This is a genomic window from Rhodococcus mengyinensis, from assembly GCF_048381435.1.
Classification (GTDB): domain Bacteria; phylum Actinomycetota; class Actinomycetes; order Mycobacteriales; family Mycobacteriaceae; genus Rhodococcus_F; species Rhodococcus_F opacus_D.
On record NZ_JBLWIT010000047.1, the window covers coordinates 1 to 21,507 of the forward strand.

General features: G+C 64.1%; 15 protein-coding genes and 5 pseudogenes. 12 read left to right on the forward strand and 8 right to left on the reverse strand.

What is annotated here, in order from left to right:
• The 4 genes and pseudogenes from ACNJ7E_RS08705 to ACNJ7E_RS08720 all read left to right on the forward strand — a co-directional run.
• Nucleotides 1-125, forward strand: a pseudogene (locus ACNJ7E_RS08705) (IS701 family transposase); the annotation flags it as partial.
• Complete coding sequence (locus ACNJ7E_RS08710; RefSeq protein ID WP_418339497.1) at nucleotides 122-283, forward strand: hypothetical protein; 162 nt, start codon at nucleotides 122-124, stop codon at nucleotides 281-283. The pseudogene ACNJ7E_RS08705 and the gene ACNJ7E_RS08710, both read left to right, overlap by 4 nt.
• Nucleotides 217-747 (forward strand): enoyl-CoA hydratase-related protein, encoded by a 531-nt coding sequence (locus tag ACNJ7E_RS08715; RefSeq protein WP_418339620.1) that lies wholly within the window; start codon nucleotides 217-219, stop codon nucleotides 745-747. Before ACNJ7E_RS08710 ends, ACNJ7E_RS08715 begins: the two co-directional genes overlap by 67 nt.
• A 300-nt stretch (nucleotides 748-1,047) precedes the next feature.
• Nucleotides 1,048-2,154, forward strand: a complete 1,107-nt coding sequence (locus tag ACNJ7E_RS08720; protein ID WP_418339621.1) for an adenylate/guanylate cyclase domain-containing protein — start codon at nucleotides 1,048-1,050, stop codon at nucleotides 2,152-2,154.
• Between the two features lie 117 nt (nucleotides 2,155-2,271).
• On the opposite strand, the pseudogene ACNJ7E_RS08725 reads toward ACNJ7E_RS08720, so the two are convergent.
• Nucleotides 2,272-2,881, reverse strand: a pseudogene (locus ACNJ7E_RS08725) (transposase); the annotation flags it as partial.
• Between the two features lie 47 nt (nucleotides 2,882-2,928).
• Nucleotides 2,929-4,239, reverse strand: a complete 1,311-nt coding sequence (locus tag ACNJ7E_RS08730; protein ID WP_418339622.1) for a C40 family peptidase — start codon at nucleotides 4,237-4,239, stop codon at nucleotides 2,929-2,931.
• A gap of 884 nt (nucleotides 4,240-5,123) precedes the next feature.
• On the opposite strand from ACNJ7E_RS08730, the gene ACNJ7E_RS08735 reads away from it, so the two are divergent.
• The 4 genes from ACNJ7E_RS08735 (at nucleotide 5,124) to istB (ending at nucleotide 14,123) form a co-directional block, all read left to right on the forward strand.
• The gene (locus ACNJ7E_RS08735; RefSeq protein ID WP_418339623.1) at nucleotides 5,124-6,038 is read left to right on the forward strand and encodes a 1,4-dihydroxy-2-naphthoyl-CoA synthase; all 915 of its coding nucleotides are present in this window, start codon (nucleotides 5,124-5,126) and stop codon (nucleotides 6,036-6,038) included.
• A gap of 1,971 nt (nucleotides 6,039-8,009) precedes the next feature.
• Nucleotides 8,010-11,306 carry a protein kinase domain-containing protein gene (locus ACNJ7E_RS08740; protein WP_418339624.1) on the forward strand — a complete coding sequence of 1,099 codons (3,297 nt, stop codon included), beginning with the start codon at nucleotides 8,010-8,012 and terminating at the stop codon, nucleotides 11,304-11,306.
• Nucleotides 11,307-11,753: 447 nt separating this feature from the next.
• Complete coding sequence (gene istA, locus ACNJ7E_RS08745; protein ID WP_418339625.1) at nucleotides 11,754-13,292, forward strand: IS21 family transposase; 1,539 nt, start codon at nucleotides 11,754-11,756, stop codon at nucleotides 13,290-13,292.
• Between the two features lie 66 nt (nucleotides 13,293-13,358).
• On the forward strand, nucleotides 13,359-14,123 hold the full coding sequence (istB, locus tag ACNJ7E_RS08750; protein WP_418339626.1) for an IS21-like element helper ATPase IstB: 765 nt from the start codon (nucleotides 13,359-13,361) through the stop codon (nucleotides 14,121-14,123).
• Nucleotides 14,124-14,250: 127 nt separating this feature from the next.
• Here istB and ACNJ7E_RS08755 read toward each other — a convergent pair.
• The 3 genes and pseudogenes from ACNJ7E_RS08755 to ACNJ7E_RS08765 all read right to left on the reverse strand — a co-directional run.
• Nucleotides 14,251-14,351 (reverse strand): annotated as a pseudogene (locus tag ACNJ7E_RS08755) (transposase); the annotation flags it as partial.
• 85 nt (nucleotides 14,352-14,436) lie between these two features.
• Nucleotides 14,437-15,168 (reverse strand): pyrimidine reductase family protein, encoded by a 732-nt coding sequence (locus tag ACNJ7E_RS08760; RefSeq protein ID WP_418339627.1) that lies wholly within the window; start codon nucleotides 15,166-15,168, stop codon nucleotides 14,437-14,439.
• Complete coding sequence (locus ACNJ7E_RS08765; protein WP_016881768.1) at nucleotides 15,168-15,695, reverse strand: flavin reductase family protein; 528 nt, start codon at nucleotides 15,693-15,695, stop codon at nucleotides 15,168-15,170. The genes ACNJ7E_RS08760 and ACNJ7E_RS08765 overlap by 1 nt, the downstream gene beginning before the upstream one ends.
• On the opposite strand from ACNJ7E_RS08765, the gene ACNJ7E_RS43980 reads away from it, so the two are divergent.
• The 3 genes and pseudogenes from ACNJ7E_RS43980 (at nucleotide 15,641) to ACNJ7E_RS08780 (ending at nucleotide 17,405) form a co-directional block, all read left to right on the forward strand.
• The gene (locus ACNJ7E_RS43980) at nucleotides 15,641-16,072 is read left to right on the forward strand and encodes a DUF8462 domain-containing protein (RefSeq protein WP_489686824.1); all 432 of its coding nucleotides are present in this window, start codon (nucleotides 15,641-15,643) and stop codon (nucleotides 16,070-16,072) included. The two genes, ACNJ7E_RS08765 and ACNJ7E_RS43980, sit on opposite strands and share 55 nt — an antisense overlap.
• A 213-nt stretch (nucleotides 16,073-16,285) precedes the next feature.
• Nucleotides 16,286-16,858: pseudogene (locus ACNJ7E_RS08775) on the forward strand (phospholipase D family protein); the annotation flags it as partial.
• A gap of 19 nt (nucleotides 16,859-16,877) precedes the next feature.
• Nucleotides 16,878-17,405: pseudogene (locus ACNJ7E_RS08780) on the forward strand (helicase associated domain-containing protein).
• A 119-nt stretch (nucleotides 17,406-17,524) separates the two neighbouring features.
• On the opposite strand, the gene ACNJ7E_RS08785 reads toward ACNJ7E_RS08780, so the two are convergent.
• The 3 genes from ACNJ7E_RS08785 to ACNJ7E_RS08795 are packed head-to-tail and all read right to left on the reverse strand — an operon-like array spanning nucleotide 17,525 to nucleotide 20,416.
• On the reverse strand, nucleotides 17,525-18,322 hold the full coding sequence (locus ACNJ7E_RS08785) for a hypothetical protein (protein ID WP_418339629.1): 798 nt from the start codon (nucleotides 18,320-18,322) through the stop codon (nucleotides 17,525-17,527).
• The gene (locus ACNJ7E_RS08790; protein WP_418339630.1) at nucleotides 18,322-20,163 is read right to left on the reverse strand and encodes a hypothetical protein; all 1,842 of its coding nucleotides are present in this window, start codon (nucleotides 20,161-20,163) and stop codon (nucleotides 18,322-18,324) included. The genes ACNJ7E_RS08785 and ACNJ7E_RS08790 overlap by 1 nt, the downstream gene beginning before the upstream one ends.
• A 4-nt stretch (nucleotides 20,164-20,167) precedes the next feature.
• Nucleotides 20,168-20,416 carry a hypothetical protein gene (locus ACNJ7E_RS08795; protein ID WP_418339631.1) on the reverse strand — a complete coding sequence of 83 codons (249 nt, stop codon included), beginning with the start codon at nucleotides 20,414-20,416 and terminating at the stop codon, nucleotides 20,168-20,170.
• A 155-nt stretch (nucleotides 20,417-20,571) separates the two neighbouring features.
• Here ACNJ7E_RS08795 and ACNJ7E_RS08800 point away from each other — a divergent pair.
• Nucleotides 20,572-21,507, forward strand: a 936-nt coding sequence (locus ACNJ7E_RS08800) for an IS701 family transposase (RefSeq protein ID WP_418338726.1), incomplete at its 3' end; no start/stop codon positions are given.

The window sequence follows — 21,507 nt, forward strand, 5'->3', positions numbered from 1 at the left end:
ACCAGGTACGCACCTACCGGGCCTGGTACGCCCACATCACCTTGTCGATGCTCGCCCTCGCCTGGCTCGCCGGGACGAAAACCGAAGCGATAAAAGGGGAATCGGGATCGAAGATCAGGGCATGATCGCGTACACGCTACCCGAGATCCGCCGCCTGCTCGTGCAACTGATCCTGCGACACGCCCACCCGGACGAGCACATCTGGTCCTGGTCGAAGTGGCGACGGCGCCGACAACACCAGGCCCGCACCTCCCACTACCGACGTCGCGGACACTTCCCATAAGTGCCGTTGCAGTACTAGTACTCGCGAGTGATCTCGCGGTTGTCTCAAGCGAAGCAATCCTCGGCCTCCCCGAGGTCAAGCGAGGCCTGATCGCAGGAGCTGGCGGGCTGTTTCGTCTCCCACAACAGATTCCCCGCAAGCTCGCACTCGAGTTGACGTTTACCGGTGAACCCCTCCCGGCACAGCGCGCCCTGCAACTCGGATTGGTGAATCATGTCGTGCGTCCGAATCAGGTCCTCGATCGTGCCCTGTCTCTTGCGCGGACCATCGGACAGAACGCACCCCTTGCGGTCCAAGCCAGTAAGCGCATAGCCAAACGCATCGTGGACGGCACCGTGGGACCCGAGGCTACGGACTGGGAACTGACTGCACGGGAATTTCGGATGCTTCAAGAATCTGACGACGCACTTGAGGGCCCCCGCGCTTTTGCGGAGAAGCGGGCTCCCGTCTGGACTGGACATTAGTCCCCTGAGCAATCAGATCCCGCAGTGGCACCGCGTGCATCTCGTCCGCCTGCGGGCGCAGAACGCATGCGCCCATGAGATGGTTCAGCACCAGATCGACCCGGATGGGACTTCCGACCATCCCGCGTTTCATCCGGGTCAGCATCGCGGCAGCGCAACAATCCAGTCAGCTCTCTTGCCTGACCTCACCGGTCACCGCACACTTCTCACTCAATTCACCGGAGTGAGCACTCCTGGTAGTGACAGAATGGTTCTGTGCACGTCGGGCGCGTAGGACGACTCCTCGCTTCGCGATTCTCCATGCTGTGGACGCCGTCAGCGGAGCGACGGGAGTTCGCGAATGCCGGATTACTCGACGACCTCGAGGGCACGGCCAGATCTCAGCGGATTTCGGTACTCCATCAACTGGTCGAGAATGGAGCGACCATCGACGAATTGATGCGAGCCACACAAGAAGGGCGCCTTGCTCACATGTTGCTCGAGGCCGCCTTGTCCCCTCGCAGCGCGACCTATACGCTGGACGAAATATCTGAACTATCAGGTGTATCCGTCGATGACACCACCAGATGGTTTCGCGCGATGGGTCGCGGGATTTCGAAACGCTCCTCTGCAGAATACAGCGCCGATGATGTGCGTCTCGCTAGCCTCCTCACCGACTATCGCGAACTCGGTCTAGATGAGGACAGTATGTTCGCGACAGTGCGCATTCTGGGCCGAAACGTCTGGGCCATCGCAGACGGCGCCCAATCATTGCTACAGGATCAACTCGCAGAGATAGGCCGGGATCACCCCGAGGACGCACTACGCTATGCGGAAGAGCTGAAACGCTTCGCGAAGTTCCACACCCAGATCCTCGCTCACGTGATGGCGGTGAATCTGCGGCAGCAGATCAAAGCCGACGCAACAGACGAGCATACCCCTGGCGCACAGGAAGTCGCAGTCTCCTTCGCGGACCTTGTCGGTTTCACTGCTCTCAGTGAGCAGCTATCAGCGGCCGACCTCGGGCAACTCGCAGAGCGTCTCGACACCCTAACAACCGCAGTGGTCGAACACCCCGTCCGATTCGTCAAGATGGTTGGCGACGCAGTCATGCTCATCTCCCCCGATTCGGCGGCATTGTGCCGCGCCACGCTTGACATCATGGCTGCGGCCAGGCAGGAGGGCCTGCCCGCATTACATGCCGGAATCGCTTGGGGGACTGCGGTGCCCAGCGCGGGGGACTGGATCGGTCGGCCGGTCAATCTCGCTAACAGAATCGCCGCCGCCGCTGGCCCGGGAGAGGTGCTCATCGACGAGGATGTTCAGCGGAAGTTGGGTAGGTACTTTCCGGAAGCATACGAGTCGGCGGGTCAGGTCAGATTGAAGGGGTTCCACGATCGACGTCAACTGTTCCGACTCCGCGCCTGATCTGACTCGACCAAGCTTGAGCCGTACCTAGTGATGGGTCGCGGATTTGGCTCGACTTTCGAGGGCGGTTTGTCCGCGGGCGACTTTGGCGAGGATGGATTCTGCGCTTGGGGCCCAGTGTCGCTTGCAGTCGTGTGTCATCATTCTACCTTCTCCCTTCACGGTGGGAAGCGACGCCTGAGTACGGTCCAGTACTTGCACCGAGAACATGTCCCGTCGGCAAAACAGCACGATAGTCCGGCGGGGTTAGGCAAAAACCGACGACGTCGCCAAGTTCGTTCTCGAACCGGGGATAGTTCGACAGCTTGAACGTCTCGACTCGGTATGCGGTCTGAACCCGCGGACGAACCACCCGCGTTGGACGATGCCCTTCGAGACCTCAACCACCTCTCCCATCGTCCAGCAGCTCCATGAGTCTCGTCTTTCGGACGGCCGTTCTGCGTCAGATCCACGATCTTCTCGATCGCCTCCTCCGGGTCAATGGCGTGCGGCCACCCACCCGTGCGCACCTCCCAACCACGCCATGCCGTCCGCGGCGAACCGCGCCCGCCAGTTCGCCGCGGGATACCGACAGCGCCTGCCCGGTAGCCGTGTTGGCACACTCGGAGGCTATCAAATGCCATGGCCCGCATTACTTCCGGTGCGCACCCGAATACGACCGCACGAACGACTTGAGCAGAACGCGCTGCCCATCGGAAATCTCCAAAGCGGGTATCGGATTCGTCAAGTACGGATTCTGTCGAATCGCTCCAGAATCACCTGCGACACAAACCACTAGATCACCCGTCTAGCCTTCATGTTGTCGAAAACTGGGCCTATTCGCACTACGTCTCCGGTGGTGGGCGCATGGATCATCTGGCCGTTTCCGACATAGATGGCAACATGTCCCGGACCGGCTGGTCCCCAGTTCCCGAACAAAAGGTCACCAGCTACAGCCTGCTCGAGTGGGATCTCGACGCCAATGTTCCATTGGGTCTCAGATGTTCTTGGTAGCGTGACTTTCCCAGATGTGGCTGCATGAACTGCATACGATGTCAGACCCGAACAGTCGAACCCCCCTCCGGACGGCCCGTCGATATCACCGCCGCCCCAGACGTACGGAAGGCCCAGGAAAGTCGTGGCGCGATCTACGATCTGGCCGCCCAATCCCGACAAGGGAAGGCCACTGAACGGTGAGAGCATCCGACGGAAATACTCTTCTGACCCGCGGATCTTCCGCACATACGGCTTCGTCTGATTCTCGTAATCCGGCGAACCCGAGGGCATTCCGCGGGACTGGAGAACCGCGCCCGCGCCCGCGTTGTAGCCGGCGATTGCCAAGTCCAGGCTGTCGCCAGTGACGATCCCTCTCGCTTTCCATTGATCAACCTGTGCGTACAAGTCGCACAAGAGATGCCCGGTAGCCATGACCGAATCCGCGACGCCGAGAACATCCGCCTTACCATCTCCATCAGCGTCCTTGCCGTACTTGGCCCAGGTTGCATCCATGAACTGCCCCGGGCCCTTTGCGCCGGAGATCGATACAGGTGCACTGGGCCCGTATCGGAAGTTGTTCTCTGCTGAATAGAGCGCGGCTATCGTCTCCGGCTTGATTCCGTCACAGAGTTGGCCGGCCTTGTTCAGCCAAGGTCTGAAGATCGGGAAGGCCCCTATCACTACCGAATTCAGCCCTGCGATGGCGGAGGGTATCGGCGGATGTGATTCGATCGGTGAATCATACAACTGGGCGGCATTGAGCATGTCGTTCTGTTGTCCGTTCGAGCCCACCACGGGATCGGCGGCCGATTCATCTCTGCGGACTTCAGGGGGTGCGACCTCGACGCTGGGTGGAGGTGCCTCCGCCTGCACGACAGGCGGCAAAGCGGCGGCGGCATCATCGATTGACTTTTGCGCGAACTGCTGCGCAGGTTCAGGAAGGCTTGACAGTATCTGGTTGACTTGAGATGCCACTTGCGGGGCCGCCTGCTCAGCGACCTGCACTGAATCAGCAACCTGGTCTTTGATTGGGTCGGGTAGGTTGGCTCCTTGAACGGCGCCGCCCACGGCGACGAGTGCCGCCACGATCACGGCATACGGATCAGACATCCGATCCTCCGGTTCGAAGTGCGTTGCAATGCAATGTTGAAGGGCGTCCGCCTACTCGCCCGAGGAGCTGAAGGGCGTCCGCGGCGCGGGATGCCGGACCCACGGTGGGCAACTTCGTGAACACTTCGATCATCAAACGCTCCCAGACCTGTCCGAAGTTCTCTGATTCATCTCGACCAAACTGCATGTCGCACTTACTCACATCTGATCGGTTCGTCGATGCGTGAGCGGTGCAGGGAGACCCCTACGCTTTGTGTGCCCTGGGTCACATAAATCTAAATTAGCACAGATTTAGATTGAGGCAAGGGACATATTCGGACCAGAGAACTCAGCATGGAAGTGCCCAACGAGGCGTTTGGACATCACTCGGTCCGCCAGGAGACGTGAAACCGCAACGATCCTTCTCGCGAGCTCACTTCCTGCCGTTCGTGAACGATGCGCGTTCGCGAATTGCAGCGAGTTGAACTGACAACAAGTACCTTCAGACTCAAAATCGCTGCGCCGAGAGTTTACGGCGAACTCCACCTGTGCATCCCCATTGTTGCAACGCCCTCGACGAACTGCGCTGGAAGAATCCTGCGCACATCTGCCAACCCACGCCTCCAAGACTTACAACAACATTCGATCAACAGGAATACTCACCCCGGGTCGGGGACTTCAACGAGTCCTCTAATCATCTCCACTTGCAGTTTGGCCTATTCTCGAATGGCCCCTACGGCCCAGCGCGACAGTGCATCCCATACCCGTGCCACCACCGGCACACTCTCCCAACATCGCTGCCAATGCAGTTGTAGCCGAGCTCAGCACAGCAACCGCACAGCACTGTTGCCGACGCATGAGCGAACCCTCTTCGCACCTAATGCAAGTTAGGTTATAGTGGCGGTATGGCACCGTCGACCAGTGGTGGAGACACCACGTCCGTGAGCTGGCAACTCGTTCCCGGTTTCGCAGACCTGACAGACGTCACATACCACAGACACGTTTCCCAGGGCACCGTACGGATTGCTTTCGATCGGCCGGACGTTCGCAACGCCTTCCGGCCGCACACTGTGGACGAGCTCTACCGCGTCCTCGACCACGCCCGGATGAGCTCTGATGTCGGAGTCGTGTTGATTACCGGGAATGGTCCGAGCCCGAAGGACGGCGTCTGGGCGTTCAGCTCCGGCGGGGATCAGCGGATCCGCGGGCGCAGCGGCTACCAGTACGCCGGCGGCGACACAGCCGACACCGTCAACCGGGGGCGTACGGGGCGAATGCACATTCTCGAAGTTCAGCGGCTTATTCGATTCATGCCGAAAGTGGTCATCGCATTGGTCAACGGGTGGGCTGCAGGTGGCGGCCACAGCCTGCATGTGGTGTGCGATCTGACCCTCGCAAGCCGAGAACATGCCCGTTTCAAGCAGACAGATGCCGATGTCGGAAGTTTCGACGGTGGCTTCGGAAGCGCGCTTCTAGCGCGCCAAGTCGGACAGAAGTTCGCGCGCGAAATCTTCTTTCTCGGAAAGACATACACGGCCGAGCAAATGCACTCGATGGGTGCCGTCAATGAGGTTGTCGCGCACACAGATCTCGAGAGCGTCGCACTTCAGTGGGCTGCAAGCATCAACGAAAAATCACCTCAGGCCCAGCGAATGTTGAAGTATGCCTTCAATCTGATCGACGATGGGCTGGTAGGCCAGCAGCTATTCGCCGGTGAGGCAACCCGAATGGCATACATGACAGACGAGGCAGTGGAAGGACGGGACGCGTTTCTCGCGAAACGTGATCCCGACTGGACTCCTTATCCCTGGTATTACTGAGGTCATTACTCGAACCGGTGCTGTTTGAATCGGTCGTAGCGAGACCGGGCTGAAAATTTGTCACCGATTTCGACCGGGCGGCACCTCAACGCCTCACATGCGCGTTCCTGCGGGATAGCGGCCGTTACAGTTTGGATGAGTTCGCACGGACTTCACACGTACGGTGTGGCCAGGCTGGATCACCTGGCATTGAGTGGTCGCGGCCCCATAGGTCCGGTTGGCTCCCACGCGTGGCGGGTTCGGCCCCATCGACCGTGGCACCGCGGGAATGACACGTCCCCAGGAGTTGTCCGATCCCTCGGCTACCGGCGCCAGTAGGGACTGACTTACCTGGTTACAAACGCATCCCCCCGGTTCTACCCCCTACATCGATTACCGGATGCTCACCGAGACGTTCCGTGCCAAGAACAACCAACCTAAACTACTGGCCCGACATTTGCCCGCCGCGAAAGAGCCCTCGGAGAGAACACCACGAGAACTGAACTGCGAGAATTCTTCCAGCCTGGGACTCATCTGGCCGTATGCGACGCCAGGTCGCCGGATTCCCGACAGCAGCGCGGGACGCGTTCAGGGCTGCGGAGGAGCTCGCCCGGAATCTCGAGGAGTACGAGACTCGCGGGGTGTGCGTTTCACGCCTGGTTCGCCGCAACCTGGCTGCCGCGGTAGACCTGATCGGCCGCTGGGGTGCGCAGCGAAGAACATAACCGGCGATGCCGTGTCGACGTGTGCCTCGGGAACCGTCGCCAGCTGAGGCTGATGTGTGGCGACGGCGGATCCTCTCCAGCCCGATTGCCGGGGGGGTACCCGAGTTGTCCACACGTCTACCCTCCTGACAGTTGGAGCCGGGCAGGAGGGCGAGGTCGCGTAGCCCGTCGCCGAAGTGCACGTCGGTGCGTGCACCGAGATTTCCGAGGTGAGGTCGCGGGTAACTCCAATCGCGGCAAGTCGGCGGCGAGGTTCCCGGGGTCTCGAGGAGCCGACGTACTGCGCAACTCGCATCGCCGCGCGGATGAGAACGTCGCCGTTTGCGGCCGGTGAGCCGGTCGAGGTACATCAGAGTCGAGGGGCTGACGTGGAGCGCACGTCAGCTGGGCTCGTCGCGGGCCTCCTCGCGGAGCACTGAATGTCGGATCTCCCGCGGGGGAGGAAGCGGTCCGCCGTGACGCGGATGATCGCACTCCGTTCGACGTGGCAAGTCCCATGCGAGTTGGCCGAGCTCTCGGTCGGTGGCGAGACCAGGTCGCGGAGGATGACGCCGCGGGCGACCGCATGAGGGTTTGGGGCGGAGGATGGCTCGTGCAGCATTTACCGCACCGGGGTCGTCGTTCTTGCATTCGCGGCGCCGATCCGACTGGATCCAATCCTGTCGACCTCCAAAATGTGACACCGCTGTCGCCAGGGCAGAGGACCGCTTGCCCCGTACAATCCGGTGCCCTCAATACTGATCCGGGCGAGGTCGCCAAACGCACCCATCCAGATCGGCATCGCGTGGTGGCCGGTGGTGGTGGTGGACAAGCTGCATGTTGCGAGCGCCGTCGCTGCTGTGTCTATCACCGGCGACAACACCGCAGACGATTCTCCCGATGCCGAGTGGTGGTTGCATGTCGACGTGCCCATCACGGTCTTGTCCGTCGGTTCGGTTGACGCGCGGTGCCGCGCATGCCCCGTTTTCGCTGAACTCGGATAGAGCGGCATGCCAGCATGCCCGAGATCCCCGGGGCGACCGTCACCCGCGATCATCTATCACACGGTCGACGAACTGCTCGACAACACTGATCGCGATCGGCGACGACGTCACGGACACCGGGATCGACGTCCAACCTGGACCGCGGCCCGCTCGCGTCGAGAATGCCGTTGTGGTGGCCAGTCGCGCTCCAGCTCGGGCGTCTAGCGATATCCTTGGGGAACATTATCGAGAGGTGACCAGTCGTGCATTTTTCGACCGTGTCTCGGACCGGATCGACGTAGTCGATGACCGACGTCGATCCATTCGCGACGCAACGTGACGTGTCCGGTTCAGTCACGGCGGAGTTGGCGGCAGCCGGGTTCGCGGACGCTCGGGAGATCGGCCGCGGCGGGTTCGGCGTCGTCTACCGGTGCCTGCAGGCTTCGCTGGACCGCACCGTGGCGGTTAAAGTCCTCACCGCCGACTTGGACGAGGAGAATCGGGCCCGGTTCCTTCGGGAACAGCATGCAGCAGGCCGGCTGACCGGGCACCCCAACATCGTCAATGTTCTCCACGTCGGTGCAACCGAGAACGGTCGGCCCTTCATTGTCATGCCGTGCTTTGCCCAGGACTCGGTGGACGAGCGGATCCGCCGCCACGGGCCGCTCCCGTTGGAGGAAGCGCTGCGACTCGGGGTGAAGATGGCCGGCGCTCTGGAGACCGCCCATCGCCTCGGGATCCTCCATCGCGACGTCAAGCCCGGGAACATACTGTTCACCGACTACGGAGAGCCGGTGCTGACGGACTTCGGCATCGCCCACATCGCGGGCGGGTTCGAAACCAAACACGGCGTCGTGACGGGGTCGCCCGCGTTCACCGCCCCCGAGGTCCTGGCCGGCGAGCCGTCGGGTCCCGCCGCTGACGTCTACGCCCTCGGCGCGACATTGTTCGCGGCGATCACCGGGCACGTCGCCTTCGAACGCCGCAGCGGCGAGCAGCTGGTGGCCCAGTTCCTGCGGATCGCCTCCGAGCCCGTGCCGGACCCCCGTGAGCACGGTGTTCTGGAGGACGTCAGCGCCAGCATCGAACGTGCGATGTCCGGCGACCCGGGAAGTCGTCCCTCCGCCGCGGAACTGGGCCAACTACTGCAAGCATCCCAACGTCGTCATGGGTTTCCGATCGACGAGATGGCCCTGCACACCGAACCGGATAAAGTGCACGACAGCACTACATCGACGCACGCGCACTATTCCTCGGCAGAACGCGGGTCAGACGGGAGCTGGCCATCACCGTCATCCCTGGATTCGAGCCGGACCGGTGGCCTTCCGCTGGAGCTGACCAGTTTCGTCGACCGCCGCACGGAGTTGGCCGAGGCGAAGAATCTGCTGTCGGCCTCGCGGTTGGTCACGTTGACCGGGATCGGCGGGGTCGGGAAGACCCGCCTGGCGCTGAGGGTCGCCACCAAGGCGCAACACGATTTCCCCGACGGTGTGTGGCTGGTCGAGCTGGGCGATCTACGTGACGAGTCGCTGTTGGGAGGTGTGGTGGCGGGAGTTCTGGGGCTGCGCTACCGGGCGACGAGTCCCGTACAGGAGGTGCTGGTCGAGTTCCTCGCCCCTCGTGAGCTGCTGCTCGTTCTGGACAATTGTGAGCAGGTGGTCGATGCGGTGGCGAAACTTGCCGAAAACGTGCTGCATGGTTGCCCTGACGTGCGGATTCTCGCGACCAGTCGCGAACCACTCGGTATCGGCGGGGAAGCGGTTCTGCTGGTTCCCCCGCTCCCCGTTCCCGATCCCGACCGTCTACCGAGAGGGCTGCCCCGCAAGAATGCGGTGACACTGTTCGCCGAACGCGCCTCCTCGGCCCTCCCGGGTTTCGAGCTCACCGACGACAACAAGATCACCATCGCTCGCATCTGCCAGCGACTGGACGGGCTGCCGCTGCCGATCGAATTGGCAGCAGCAAGACTACGGGCAATGTCACCCGAGCAGATCCTGGAGCGGCTGACCGACCGCTACACCTTGCTTACCCGCGGCAGCCGGGACGCACCGTCGCGCCAGCAGACGTTGCGGATGTGCATCGACTGGAGCTACGACCTGTGCACACCCATCGAACAACGGATGTGGGCACAGCTGTCGATATTCGCCGGCGGATTCGAACTCGAGGCTGCAGAACAGGTCTGCGATCGTGACCACATGTCGGAGGACCTCCTCGACACGGTGACTTTCCTGGTCGACAAGTCGATCTTGACGAGAGAAGAGTCGGGTACCGCGGTGCGGTTCCGAATGCTCGAGACCGTGCGGGCCTATGGGCGAGAAAAGGCGCAAGAGAGTGACGAGTATGACGAAGTTCGTCATCGACATCGTGACTGGTGTGAGCGATTGGCGCTCGAGGCCGAGGCCGAATGGATCAGTTCCCGCCAGCTCGCGTTGATCGCCAAACTGGGCCGGGAACAACCGAATATCCGCGAGGCGCTGGAGTTCTGCGTGTCCGATAGCCCCGAAACCGGACTTCGGATCTCTGCTGCTCTCTTCTCATTCTGGCTTTCCCGGGGATTGTTCAGCGAGGGCCGGCGCTGGCTCGACCGTTTCCTGACCAGCGTGTCGGGCCCCCTTACGGTCGACCGGGCAAAAGCTCTCTACGCCGACAGCATCTTGGCTGGAGTGCAGGGCGACCTGCAAGCGTCGGGCATCCTGGTGGCGCGGGGCGACGCGCTCGCCGACCAGAGGACCGACCCGATGCTGCGCGCACACCTCCACCTGTCCGACGGATTTCTGGCACTGTTCAACGGTCAGCTACCCGACGCACTGGCGCATCTCGAAAATGCCATCGAAGTGTACGCCGCACGGGACGACCTTCTCTTCCAGGTCGTCGGTCTCATTGGCCTCGGAATGACGCATGACATGCTAACCGAGACCGAGCGGGCCATCGACTGCCATGAGCGGGTCCTCGCGATCACCGAACCGCGAGGTGAAGTGGTGTATCGGTCGTACACGCTGTGGGCACTTGCTGTTGCGGTGTGGCGGCACGGGGATCGCGCGCGAGCAGTTCGCCTTCTCCAGCAGGCGCTGCAGCTGAATCGGAGGGTCAACGACCGACTGAACGCCAGCATGTGCCTGCAAGCCCTGGCATGGATCGCCGCCGAGGAGCACCACATCCGACGCGCGGTCGTGTTGATCGGAGCCGCAGAGCAGCTCAGCTGGTCGGTGGGGAGCTCGACTCTGTTCTTGCCCAACGTGTTGGTGTATCAAGAAGAGTGCGAACGCGAGACTCGACGGGCGATGAGTGAGCGGGCAATCGACGCGGCCCGCAAGCAGGGCGGTACGCTCGGTTTCGACGCAGCCGTCGCCTACGCGCTGGGCGAGCCGGACCCGTCGGCGCCGATGTCCGATGCCGCATCATCGGCAACTCTGACCAAACGCGAGCGTGAGGTCGCGGAACTTATCGCCGAGGGGCTCACAAACAAGGAGATCGCCGCGCGCCTGACGATTTCGCCGCGCACTGCGCAGGGACACGTGGAACATCTCCTGGCCAAGCTGGGATTCACTTCGCGGGCACAGATCGCGGTGTGGTTCACGGAGTCTCACAATAAGGGTTCTTGAGGCGACCAGCGCGCGTCACTCGGAACTCTGCGCGACGATTCAGTGATCACACCGTCTCCCTGGCGACTCGACACCGCCACCAGATCGCCGCAGTGAACCCGGTTCGCCCCCTCGGCGCAGTTCCTGGCGCTCGAAATACAAACTCGGGCCAAGGTGGTGGCGGAGCGGCAAGTGCAATGCCGGCTGGGCGTTGACTCAAAGCCGGACGATCGCTGGATACCTCGGCCCCCATTTGCCGGCGAACTCAGCGAACCTGTCAGCGGTCATGTAATTCCCCAGGTTGAGGGGTTTGTCCGTCACGTAATTCCCCACCCCGCCGTCACGTAATTCCCCACCCCTGGGGCGTGTCGGCCGGGGGTTTGGGTGCTGCTGCAGGTTCGCTCCTGACTGGGTCACCGACAACGGGGCCCGGGAAGGGGCCTGACGGTGGCGAGGAGAACGTGGACGATGATCGATCTGATGGAGTTGTTCCGGCATTGGCACTCCGGCCGGTCCCAGGTGCAGATCGCGGAGGCCCTGGATATCGACCGAAAAACCATCCGGAAATACCTGGCTCCCGCCGTGGCGGCCGGGTTGACACCGGGCGAGGGAGGGAAGTTCGACGAGCCGCTCTGGTGGGAGCTGATCACCGGATGGTTCCCGGAGGTCGGCGACCCGGCGGCGCGGGCGGTGACATGGCCGGCGATCGCCGCGCACCACGACTGGATCGACGGGCAGCTGACGGCGTCGGTGACGGTAGCGACGATTGCGCAACGCCTGCGCGACGACCACGGCGTCGCGGTGTCGGAATCGACCGTACGACGGTATGTGGCAGCACAATTCGCTGAGAAGGTGGCGGAGTCGAAGGTGACGGTGGCCCGTGGCGCGGTCCCGCCTGGCGACGAGGCCCAGGTCGACTACGGCAAGCTCGGCATGTGGCGCAACCCGGCCACCGACCGGCGGGTGGCGGTGTGGGCGTTCGCGATTATCCTGTCCTGCTCACGGATGCTGTTCGTGCAGCCGGTGCTGCGGATGGACCAGAGTTCGTGGTGCGCCTCGCACGTGGCGGCGTTCGAGTTCTTCGGCGGCACGCCGGCCCGGATCGTGTGCGACAACCTCAAAACCGGGGTCGACCGGCCTGACCTGTACGACCCGAAGATCAACCGCGCCTACGCCGAACTCGCCGCCTACTACCGGGTGTTGATCGACCCCGCCCGCGCCGGAAAACCAAAGGATAAACCCAGGATCGAGCGCCCGATGCCCTATATCCGCGACTCGTACTTCAAGGGCCGCGAGTTCACCTCACTGGCGCAGATTCAGGACGCCGTCCTGGCCTGGTGCACCGACGTCTACGGGCTCCACAATCACCGTGGTCTCGACGGTGCGCAACCCGTAGCGGTGTTCGACGCCATCGAAAGGCGCAGTCTCACAGCACTTCCTCCGAAACCGTTCGAGCTGGTCCTCTATCAGGTCGGGAAGGTCGCCCCGGACTGTCACGTCAAGGCCGGCAAGGCCCTGTATTCGGTGCCCTGGCGGCTGATCGGCCAGCAGGTGCTGGTCCGCACCTGCGGCGACGTGGTGCAGATCTTCCACACCGAGCAGGTGGCCGCCACGCATGTGCTGCACCTGTCGGGGCGGTCGACGAACCCCGAGCACTACCCGCCGCACAAGATCGCCTACACGCTGCAAACCGTGGTCTGGTGTCGGGCGCAGGCCGAGCAGATCGGTCCCGGCGCCGTCGCGGTCGTCGCCGAGTTGTCGCAGGTCAACGCGCTGCACCGGCTGCGGGCGATCCAGGGCATCGTCCGGCTGCGGGACCGCTACGACGACGCCCGCCTGGACGCGGCCTGCGCCCGCGCCCTCGAGGTCGGTGACCCCAGCTACCGCACCGTCAAGGGCATCCTCGCCGCCGGCACCGAACACGACGGAGAGCCCGCACCGGCCCCTACGCCGGCGCCGGCGTTCCTGCGCGGACCCGACGCCTTCGACACCGAACGCACCGCCTGAAGTGTTGAACGCTGCACCGACGCATGCTGCACACCAATTACTTTCATCAGACCACTAGGAATCGTCATGACCATTCACGACCCCAGCCTGCGGGCTGCGCTGAAGACGTTGAAGTTGACCGGGATGCTCGACACGCTCGACGCCCGGCTCGCTCAGACCCGGGACGGGCAGCTCGGACACCTCGAGTTCCTGCAAGTGCTGTGTGAGGATGAGATCGCCCGCCGGGAAACCGCGGCGCTGGCCCGTCGGCTGCGACGAGCGCGGTTCGAGCAACCGGCCACGTTCGAGGACTTCGATTTCACCGCGAATCCGAAACTTCCGGCGGCGATGCTGCGGGACCTGGCCGCCCTGCGCTGGCTCGATGCCGGCGAGTCGGTGATCCTCTACGGTCCCGTTGGAGTAGGCAAAACCCATGTGGCACAAGCGCTTGGGCATCACGTCGCCCGCCGCGGCGGGGACGTGCGGTTCGTCAAGTGCTCCCGCATGCTCGCCGACCTTGCCGGCGGCCATGCCGACCGCACCATCGGTCAGCGGATCCGCGAATACACCCGGCCGCTGGTGTTGATTATCGATGATTTTGCGATGCGTGAGCACACCACCACCCAGTCCGATGACCTCTACGATCTGGTCTCGGACCGTGCGATCGCCGGCAAACCGCTGATTCTGACGAGCAACCGCGCCCCGAAGGACTGGTACCCGCTGTTCCCGAACCCGGTCGTCGCCGAGTCGCTCCTCGACCGGCTCATCAACACCAGCCATCAAACCCTGATGGACGGACCGTCCTACCGACCCCGCAAACGACCCGGACACCGCACGGCCGGCGCAACCTGACCCGCACCCCGCCCGCTCGGGTTACCCTCGACTCAGCACGCCCGAGCATGGGGAATTACGTGACGGACACCCCTGGGGAATTACGTGACGGTCGACAGCGAACCGTTCCTTTTGACTGCCGGTTGACGGCGGTGTAAATCGGCCGCAGGTCCCGCGACATCTCGTCCCAGTACTAACGGAATGCATACGGAAGGTGTTGCGGAGCAGATGAATCAGACAGGTCTGCACTCCGCTAGCAGCTAGCGGCACACGGTAGTGCTCGTGTTGCCGCTGGTACGATTCGTAGACAGCGACACTTCAAGTGCCGGCGCCGCTACTTCGGGCCGCGGCCGTATCTCAGGTAGAGGTAATCTTCGTGCGACAAGACATGCTCAAGCGTCAGTTTGCGTGGCATGTCCAGAAGACAACTCTGTTCTCGCGTTAGCGGCTGAGGCCCGGCCATCCTGGGCGCGAGGGTCAGACACATCTCGTCGATAAGATCGTGAACGATCAGTTCGTCGAGGAGGGTGGGGCCACCCTCGCACAATATCCGTCGCAGGCCTCGATCCCGCAGGGTCGCGATGAGTAGGGGAATGTCGACCGTGTCCTCCCCTACGACAAGAACCTCGGCGACATCCGACAGCCTCGCCCCCTTCACATTGGCAGTACGGCGCGTGGTCACCACGATGGGTCTCCGCCCCGACGCGAACAGCGGGGAGTCGAGAGGCAGCGTGCCACTGCGAGTCACGACCGCAATTGGAGGTGGTGTGTCGTCACCCCAGTGCTCACGTCGATACGCAGACTGTTCTGGCGTCAGCCGCACCGGTCCGTAGTGTTCGGCGCGCACTGTTCCCGCACCGACAAGCACGACGTCGGCGTACGTACGTAATGCCAGAAGTAGGGCCTGATCTACCGGATCCGACAACGGCCTAACGCGTCCATCGAAGGCGGCGGCCCCATCTAGAGTGGTGATCATGTTGGCGCGCACTCCGTCAGGTGGGTCACGGTAGTGCTCTTCGGCCGTGACGTCGCCGGGGAGGTCTCCAAGCATGTGTGCGCGAGGCATCAGGCCTCATGTCCTGGTTCGAGATCGCGCACGTCGGCGAAGGTGACCAGCTGCCCGAGATGGATTGGCGCCGATCCGGCCTCCGGAGCTGTCAAGAACGCAACGTGATCGCCGAGGGGAAGACGCTCCAGGATCCGTCCACTGAACCAGGCAGTGGCGTCGTCGAGTATCGGCAGGCCGTTAGGGCCGTCCCGCCATGCACAGCGGGCGAACTTGTCGATGTCGTCGCCGGTCTGACTGCCGAACAACCGGGCGAGATCGAGATGCTCGCGGCTGAGGACGTGAACGGCTAGGTGTTCGGCGGCGGAAGCGACCTCGAAGGTGTGGTTTTTTTTCGACAGACCAGCGAGGAACCGTGGCGGATGGATGCTCACCTGGGACGCGAAACCGACCAGGCATCCTGCCCTGTGGTCGCCATGTCGCGTGGTGACCACGAACATCGGGTAATCCAGCAATGCGACGACCGCCTCGAATGCCCGGTCTCCCTCATGCTCTGCTGCCTGAACTTCTTTCCTCTTCGTCGTCATACTGCCGCCGCTCCGCCCTCGACACCACACGCAAATCGCATTCAACCATCGACATCCGCTGCACCGAAGCTATCACCCACCGCATTAATCCGCGGTCGAGGAAGGCCGTCGGGCCTTGGACGACGGGTTCTTCCCGTCCCGGTGGACCCGGGCCACCGGGACGGGAGCGCCGGCACCTGCGCGCCATTGCGGAGACCGGGGAACCCACTCCCCGGTCCGGGAAGGTCGCCGCAGCCATGGGTGTGGCGACGACCGCGGTCAGCGATGTCCGTGATTCCGCCATCAAAAAGGGTCTGATCTGGTCACCCGAACACGGTCGCATCGCGTTCACCGTCCCGGGAATGGCCGACTTCATTTGTCGCCAGCCCAACGCCTGAAACTCCTGCCCTCACGCGCCGAGTCGGATATCGCACTCACTGACAGCACTCCTGTAGCACCCTGCAAAGTAGAAAGTGTTGGCCGAGAAATAGCCCGAGAGCGCTGCGGAAACATCTCCTACAGCAGTCACGAGGGAGATGGTGGGACCTTGCTAGTGCGGCATGTCAATCGGATCCACCGGCCCCAGCGTTCATCCCGCTACCTTTCGGGGCATGGGGACCACATTCCACGGGCCGAGCCCCTGGCCGCACATCACCCGCGCCATCCGCACCCGCGGCGCCCGATACGCCGCGATCGGATACCTCGGACAGGACGCCCCCGAGCTGCTCCCGCTGCGCGCCGGGGACGTCCTGGTCGTCAACGCCTCCAAAGCTGTGATCCGGGGGCACGCCACCTCCCCCGCCACCCTCGCCTACTACGTGCACGGGGGTGCGGGTGCTGTCGTCGCCGACCCTGCATGCCAAGGTGATCGCCACCAGCCGACGGGCGGTGATCGGGTCCGCGAACGCGTCCGAAAACTCCACCCTCGCCGACGACGCTGTGATCATCACCGACGACCCCGAGATCGTCGCCGATGTCCGTCAGTTCATCGACAGCCTCGACGAGATCACCGAGGTCGATCAGGTGTTCCTCGACGACGCGATCCGGGAGTGGGAGATCGGCCGTGCCGTCCCACTGTCCGGGTCACCGGCCGCGTTCGCACCGTGACAGATTTCCTCCCCGCCTCGGTGACCCGGATGTTCGTCCAACACGCCGTCGACTACGAACCCACCCGCACCGAGAAATCACAAGGATGCGATCTCGATGCGAGCTAAACCAGTCCTCGGCCTCACCTCTGCAGCTCTACCGCACCTTTGGTCACCAGCACCCTCGGACGGCGATCCCCGCCGACTACGTCACCGAATGCGGTATCCGACTGGGACGCTGGCAGGACCGCCAGCGGGTTGCCCGGATGCTCGGCACCCTGCCGGTCCACCGCATTCGGCAACTCGATGCGGTCGGGTTCGTATGGACCGATGACGACAACTCACTTCCTGCCGTGTCACCGGCCGACGGCAAGCGGCGACGGATGCTCACCGAAATCGCGACCTACCGCGAAGAGCACGGCGACGCACTCGTTCCCGCGAACTATGGCACCGCCGACGGTCAGCAAGTGGGTCAGTGGCTCTACCGGGCGGTGAAGAAGTGACGGGCCGACGCCTTGCCCGACGACGAGCGTCGCTCCCTCGCGGTCCTCGAGGTCTCCCCCTCCGACGGCCGCGGGGGCCGCGAATATCGGCACACGGCCCGACGGTCAGGCATTCGACCGCCCTGTCTCACGGGCGCCGGTGACGCTTGCGCTCTATCGGCCGGGCAGTGATGTGTCAACGCATGGAAAAACTTTGACCTGCCCAGCCCGAAACAGCGGGCCGGCCAATGTCGTCGACCACCGTAAGGATCGGCGACGGCCTCTAGATCCAGTCGATGTGGACCGAATCGATGTGGTCGAAGTGGAATCCGAACTGGTCGCTGTACTTGTCGAAGCCCTTGTTCTCCGGGTAGTCGAGGGTGGCGTGCCGCTCCAGCAACGCCACGACCCGAGCGTGATCATCATTGGCCAACGCGGCGGCCAGTTCACGGGACTCATCTGTGCTGAACGGGGTGTCCGAGTTCGCGAAATCCAGGGTCCGGACCCGGTAGTCGTACCCCTCGTCGGCACCGTTACGCACCATCACACCGCCCCTGACCCGGATCACCGCCCGTTTCGGGGTTCCGTCCGGCCGCAACACCCCGGCGCGCTTCATGATGTCCTGCGCCTTCACGGTTTTCAGTTTCTTGCTCGCATCCGCCCGCAACTCGTTCGTCTCCCCCGACCGATACCGCGACACCGCGGAACGGGACCGCCCGATCTTCGCAGCCACCGCATCCACGCCACCGAGGCGTTCGATCGCCGCACGCCGCTGCGCACGCTCGAGAACATCCGCATGCGGGATCCGCCCCTGCTGCGCCCACCGGCGCAGTGTGCGGTCCGATGGGGGTGTGCGGCCGGCATCAATCGCCGCCTGCCGCAAACCCTCGTTCCCGAGCTCCTTCCGCAATTGTATGACCGACACCTTGCTGGTCAGCCCGGCCAAACCCCCGGACTTGACCTGCTTGGACTTTTCCACCCCGCTGGTCGCGGCGTTCGCGACCGAGACCTTGAGACCGTCCAGACCGACCGCCTGCTGCGCCGGCTTCGTGGTGCGCGGCTTCGGCAAGTGCAGGGCCATCAGAGCACCCCCTCCCCCTCGTCTTCGTCCTCGTCGTCGGCGAAGACCGCCCGGATCGCCAAATTCACCTCGTGCACATCCGAAGCCGACACCAAAGCGGACAGCAGCGGGTCGGACAGGAGGGTGTCCTTCTCCACCGACATCTTCCCCAACGCCGCACTCGGATCGGCGATATCCTCCCCCTCGGCGAGGAGGTACACCCAGGAGTCGGTGACGGTGCGGACCGGCCAGCGGCCGTGCTCGCGGGCGATCCGCATCGCCACCCGGCGGCCGCGCCACCGGCAGTGCGCGATGATCGCCGCCCGCCACAAAGGTTGGTGGTGATGCTGCATCCGTGTCGCGGTCCACATGTCCGGGTTCACCATCCGCCCGATGTAGCCCTTGTAGCAGGAGCCGATGAACCGTTTCGTCGCCACGTCCTCGGTGTCCACCGAGACCTTGCGGGCCTCGCGGAGGATCTTCGCCCACTTGTCCAAAACGCGGCCCTGCTGCGGGTACACCCACGCCTCGGTAATGTCCAGATCATCGAGGTCGGCGCCGATCCCCCCATCCGCCACCGGTGCGCACAACCCGTCCAGGCTGACCGAGGTGACCCAGGTCTGCACCGGCTCATCCGCCAGCATATGCGGATGCGGCAGGGGCAGCTTCTCGGGCAGCGACAGAGTCTGCCCCGCGGGCAGGGTGATCCGCCACAACCCGAACGGGGCCCCCTTCTCCCCCACCGCCGCCACGGCCGCCGCGTCACCGGTCAGATGGGCGGGCTGCCCGTACCCGAATTCCAGCATCCCCGCCGAGGCCAGGTAGGCGGCGCGTTGGTCGATGGACACCAACCGGCTCGTCCCTTCCAGGTCCTGTTCGTCGGGGACTCGGGTCCACCCCACCGCGGGTTCGAGGTCCCCGCGCGGGGCCCCGTCCAGCAGCGGCACCGGACCCGCCGTCGCCACCACCAGGCCCTTACCCGACCGGGTGCGTTCCCGCTTGATCTTGTCGACGATCGCCGCACCGGTGCGCGCCGGCGTCGGCCCCGGGAGCACCCCGAGGTGTTTCGCGGACCACGCCAGCCGTCGACCGAGTTCACGGGCGGCCGGCAGGTCGTCGTCGGGGAGATACGTTCCGGCGGTGGGTGAGCCGAGGATCCCCATCTCCCCGACCCGGTTGTTCCAACCGAAGTCCTTGTTCCAGTACGTCCACACGTACGGCTCGATCACCACATCCACCATCGAGGTGAACTTGCCAATCGACCGGGACAGGTGCACCACATGCCCCGGATCACCGCGCAACTCCCACCCCGCACTCAGCATCGGCGTCAACGTCGCCTGCAGCACCGCGGTCAGGTCGACGGCGGCGCGGGTGCGCAACGCCTCCATGTCGTCGAAGTCGTCCTCGCTGCCCGGGTCGATCACCCACCCCAACGCCTCACACGCGCCCTGGCCCACGATCCACACCTGCGGCGGCGAACCCAACGGCGTCAAGGCGGCCCAGCGCACCAGCTTGTCCAGCTTCTCCACCGAATCGACCGGACCGGTCAACTCCCGCCCCGACGGCGTACACGTTCCCGCGGCGGTCACGATCAAAGCGTGCTCATCCGCCTCCACACCCACCGGCAGCGACTCCCACACCGGCCGGCCCGGTGGTGTCGGCTCGGACGCCGGCGCAGTCGGCGATTCCGCTGGTTCCGCGGCAGCGGCCGGTGTCGGCGAGTCTGCAGCAGCAGTAGGTGTCGGCGACTCTTCCGCGGCGGTCTCCTCCGCGTCGGCCTCGGTGGCGTCGTCGGGAGCAGGATTCGGGGCGGAGGGCTGGTGCAGGTCGAACAGGGCAATCTGCTCCCACGGACGGCTCATCGCTCTACTGCTCCCCGATCCGACCATCGGGATCCGCCGGCGGTACGTCGTAGCGGTCGAGCAACTCCTGCAGCGCCACGTCCACGACGCTGGTGACCGTAAACCCTCGGTTTTTCACCAGCCACTTCAGCCGGGCCTCCGTCGACGCCAGCACCCAGGTGTTCAGCTGCACCTTCACCGGACCCCTGCGGGACTCGAGCTTCGACGTCAAACCCGCAATGGACGGCTCCACCTCGGGGCTACCTCCCGACACGCGGGCATCGTTGTGCAGCTTCGAGGTTCGGCCTCTCTCACTCGGTCGCGATGAGTGGCCTCCACGTTTTCCGGCCTGCGCCATGCCCACTCCTTTGCCCCACTGGCCTTAGTACTGCAACGGCACTTGCTTGACAGGTAGACGATACTGATTGTGTGGTCCTCGATCTGGTTGCTGCCGAGTTGGAAGCGTTGCATGAGCGGATCTCCGGTCGGTTCGCCCGGTCGGAGCCGCGGTCCCGAGTCCGTGAATATGTGACGGGTTTGGTTGCAGGTCTGGAACGCAAGAACGGGTGGACCCTCGCCGAGCGCGCCGGCGAGATCAGCCCGGACGGGATGCAACGGTTGCTGCGGCGCGCGGACTGGGACGTCGACGGCGTCCGCGACGACGTCCGTGACTACGTGGTCGAACGCCTCGGCGATCCGGCCGGTGTACTGATCGTCGACGACACCGGATTCCTCAAGAAAGGCACCCGCTCGGCCGGGGTGCAACGCCAGTACTCGGGCACCGCCGGACGGGTGGAAAACTGCCAGATCGGCGTCTTCCTCGCCTACGCCAGCGGCGCCGGCCACGCCTTGATCGACCGGGAGCTGTACTTGCCCGAATCCTGGACCTCCGACCGCGACCGGTGCCGCGCCGCCGGCATCACTGACGACATCGAGTTCGCGACCAAACCGAGACTGGCACAACACATGATCGAACGCGCCCTCGACGCACAGGTCCCGTTCTCCTGGGTCACCGCGGACGAGGCCTACGGGCAGGTGAAGTACCTGCGGGTCTGGCTCGAGGAACGCGATATTTCCTACGTCCTGGCCACGCGCTGCAACGACGACGTGTTCACCCCGCACGGTCGCGCCGGTCGCGCCGACGAGATGATCGCCGCGGTCCCGGCGAAGCAGTGGCGCCGGATCTCCGTCGGCGACGGCGCGCACGGCCGGCGCGAATACTCCTGGGTGCGGATCCCGATCCGGATCGCCTGGGCACCCGGGCGCGGGCACTGGCTGCTCGCCCGCCGATCCCTCTCCGATCCGACCGAGATCGCGTACTACATCTGCGCCGGACCCCGCCGCACCACGCTCACCGAACTCGCC

What these genes read in the sequence shown, in the direction of transcription:
- ACNJ7E_RS08790 (WP_418339630.1), bottom strand. Translation starts at nt 20,163, where the DNA reads ATGAGCCGTCCGTGGGAGCAGATTGCCCTGTTCGACCTGCACCAGCCC.
- ACNJ7E_RS08735 (WP_418339623.1), top strand. Translation starts at nt 5,124, where the DNA reads ATGGCACCGTCGACCAGTGGTGGAGACACCACGTCCGTGAGCTGGCAA.
- istB (WP_418339626.1), top strand. Translation starts at nt 13,359, where the DNA reads ATGACCATTCACGACCCCAGCCTGCGGGCTGCGCTGAAGACGTTGAAG.
- ACNJ7E_RS08740 (WP_418339624.1), top strand. Translation starts at nt 8,010, where the DNA reads ATGACCGACGTCGATCCATTCGCGACGCAACGTGACGTGTCCGGTTCA.
- ACNJ7E_RS08720 (WP_418339621.1), top strand. Translation starts at nt 1,048, where the DNA reads ATGCTGTGGACGCCGTCAGCGGAGCGACGGGAGTTCGCGAATGCCGGA.
- ACNJ7E_RS08785 (WP_418339629.1), bottom strand. Translation starts at nt 18,322, where the DNA reads ATGGCCCTGCACTTGCCGAAGCCGCGCACCACGAAGCCGGCGCAGCAG.
- ACNJ7E_RS08765 (WP_016881768.1), bottom strand. Translation starts at nt 15,695, where the DNA reads ATGACGACGAAGAGGAAAGAAGTTCAGGCAGCAGAGCATGAGGGAGAC.
- ACNJ7E_RS43980 (WP_489686824.1), top strand. Translation starts at nt 15,641, where the DNA reads ATGCCCGGTCTCCCTCATGCTCTGCTGCCTGAACTTCTTTCCTCTTCG.
- ACNJ7E_RS08710 (WP_418339497.1), top strand. Translation starts at nt 122, where the DNA reads ATGATCGCGTACACGCTACCCGAGATCCGCCGCCTGCTCGTGCAACTG.
- ACNJ7E_RS08760 (WP_418339627.1), bottom strand. Translation starts at nt 15,168, where the DNA reads ATGCCTCGCGCACACATGCTTGGAGACCTCCCCGGCGACGTCACGGCC.
- istA (WP_418339625.1), top strand. Translation starts at nt 11,754, where the DNA reads ATGATCGATCTGATGGAGTTGTTCCGGCATTGGCACTCCGGCCGGTCC.
- ACNJ7E_RS08730 (WP_418339622.1), bottom strand. Translation starts at nt 4,239, where the DNA reads ATGTCTGATCCGTATGCCGTGATCGTGGCGGCACTCGTCGCCGTGGGC.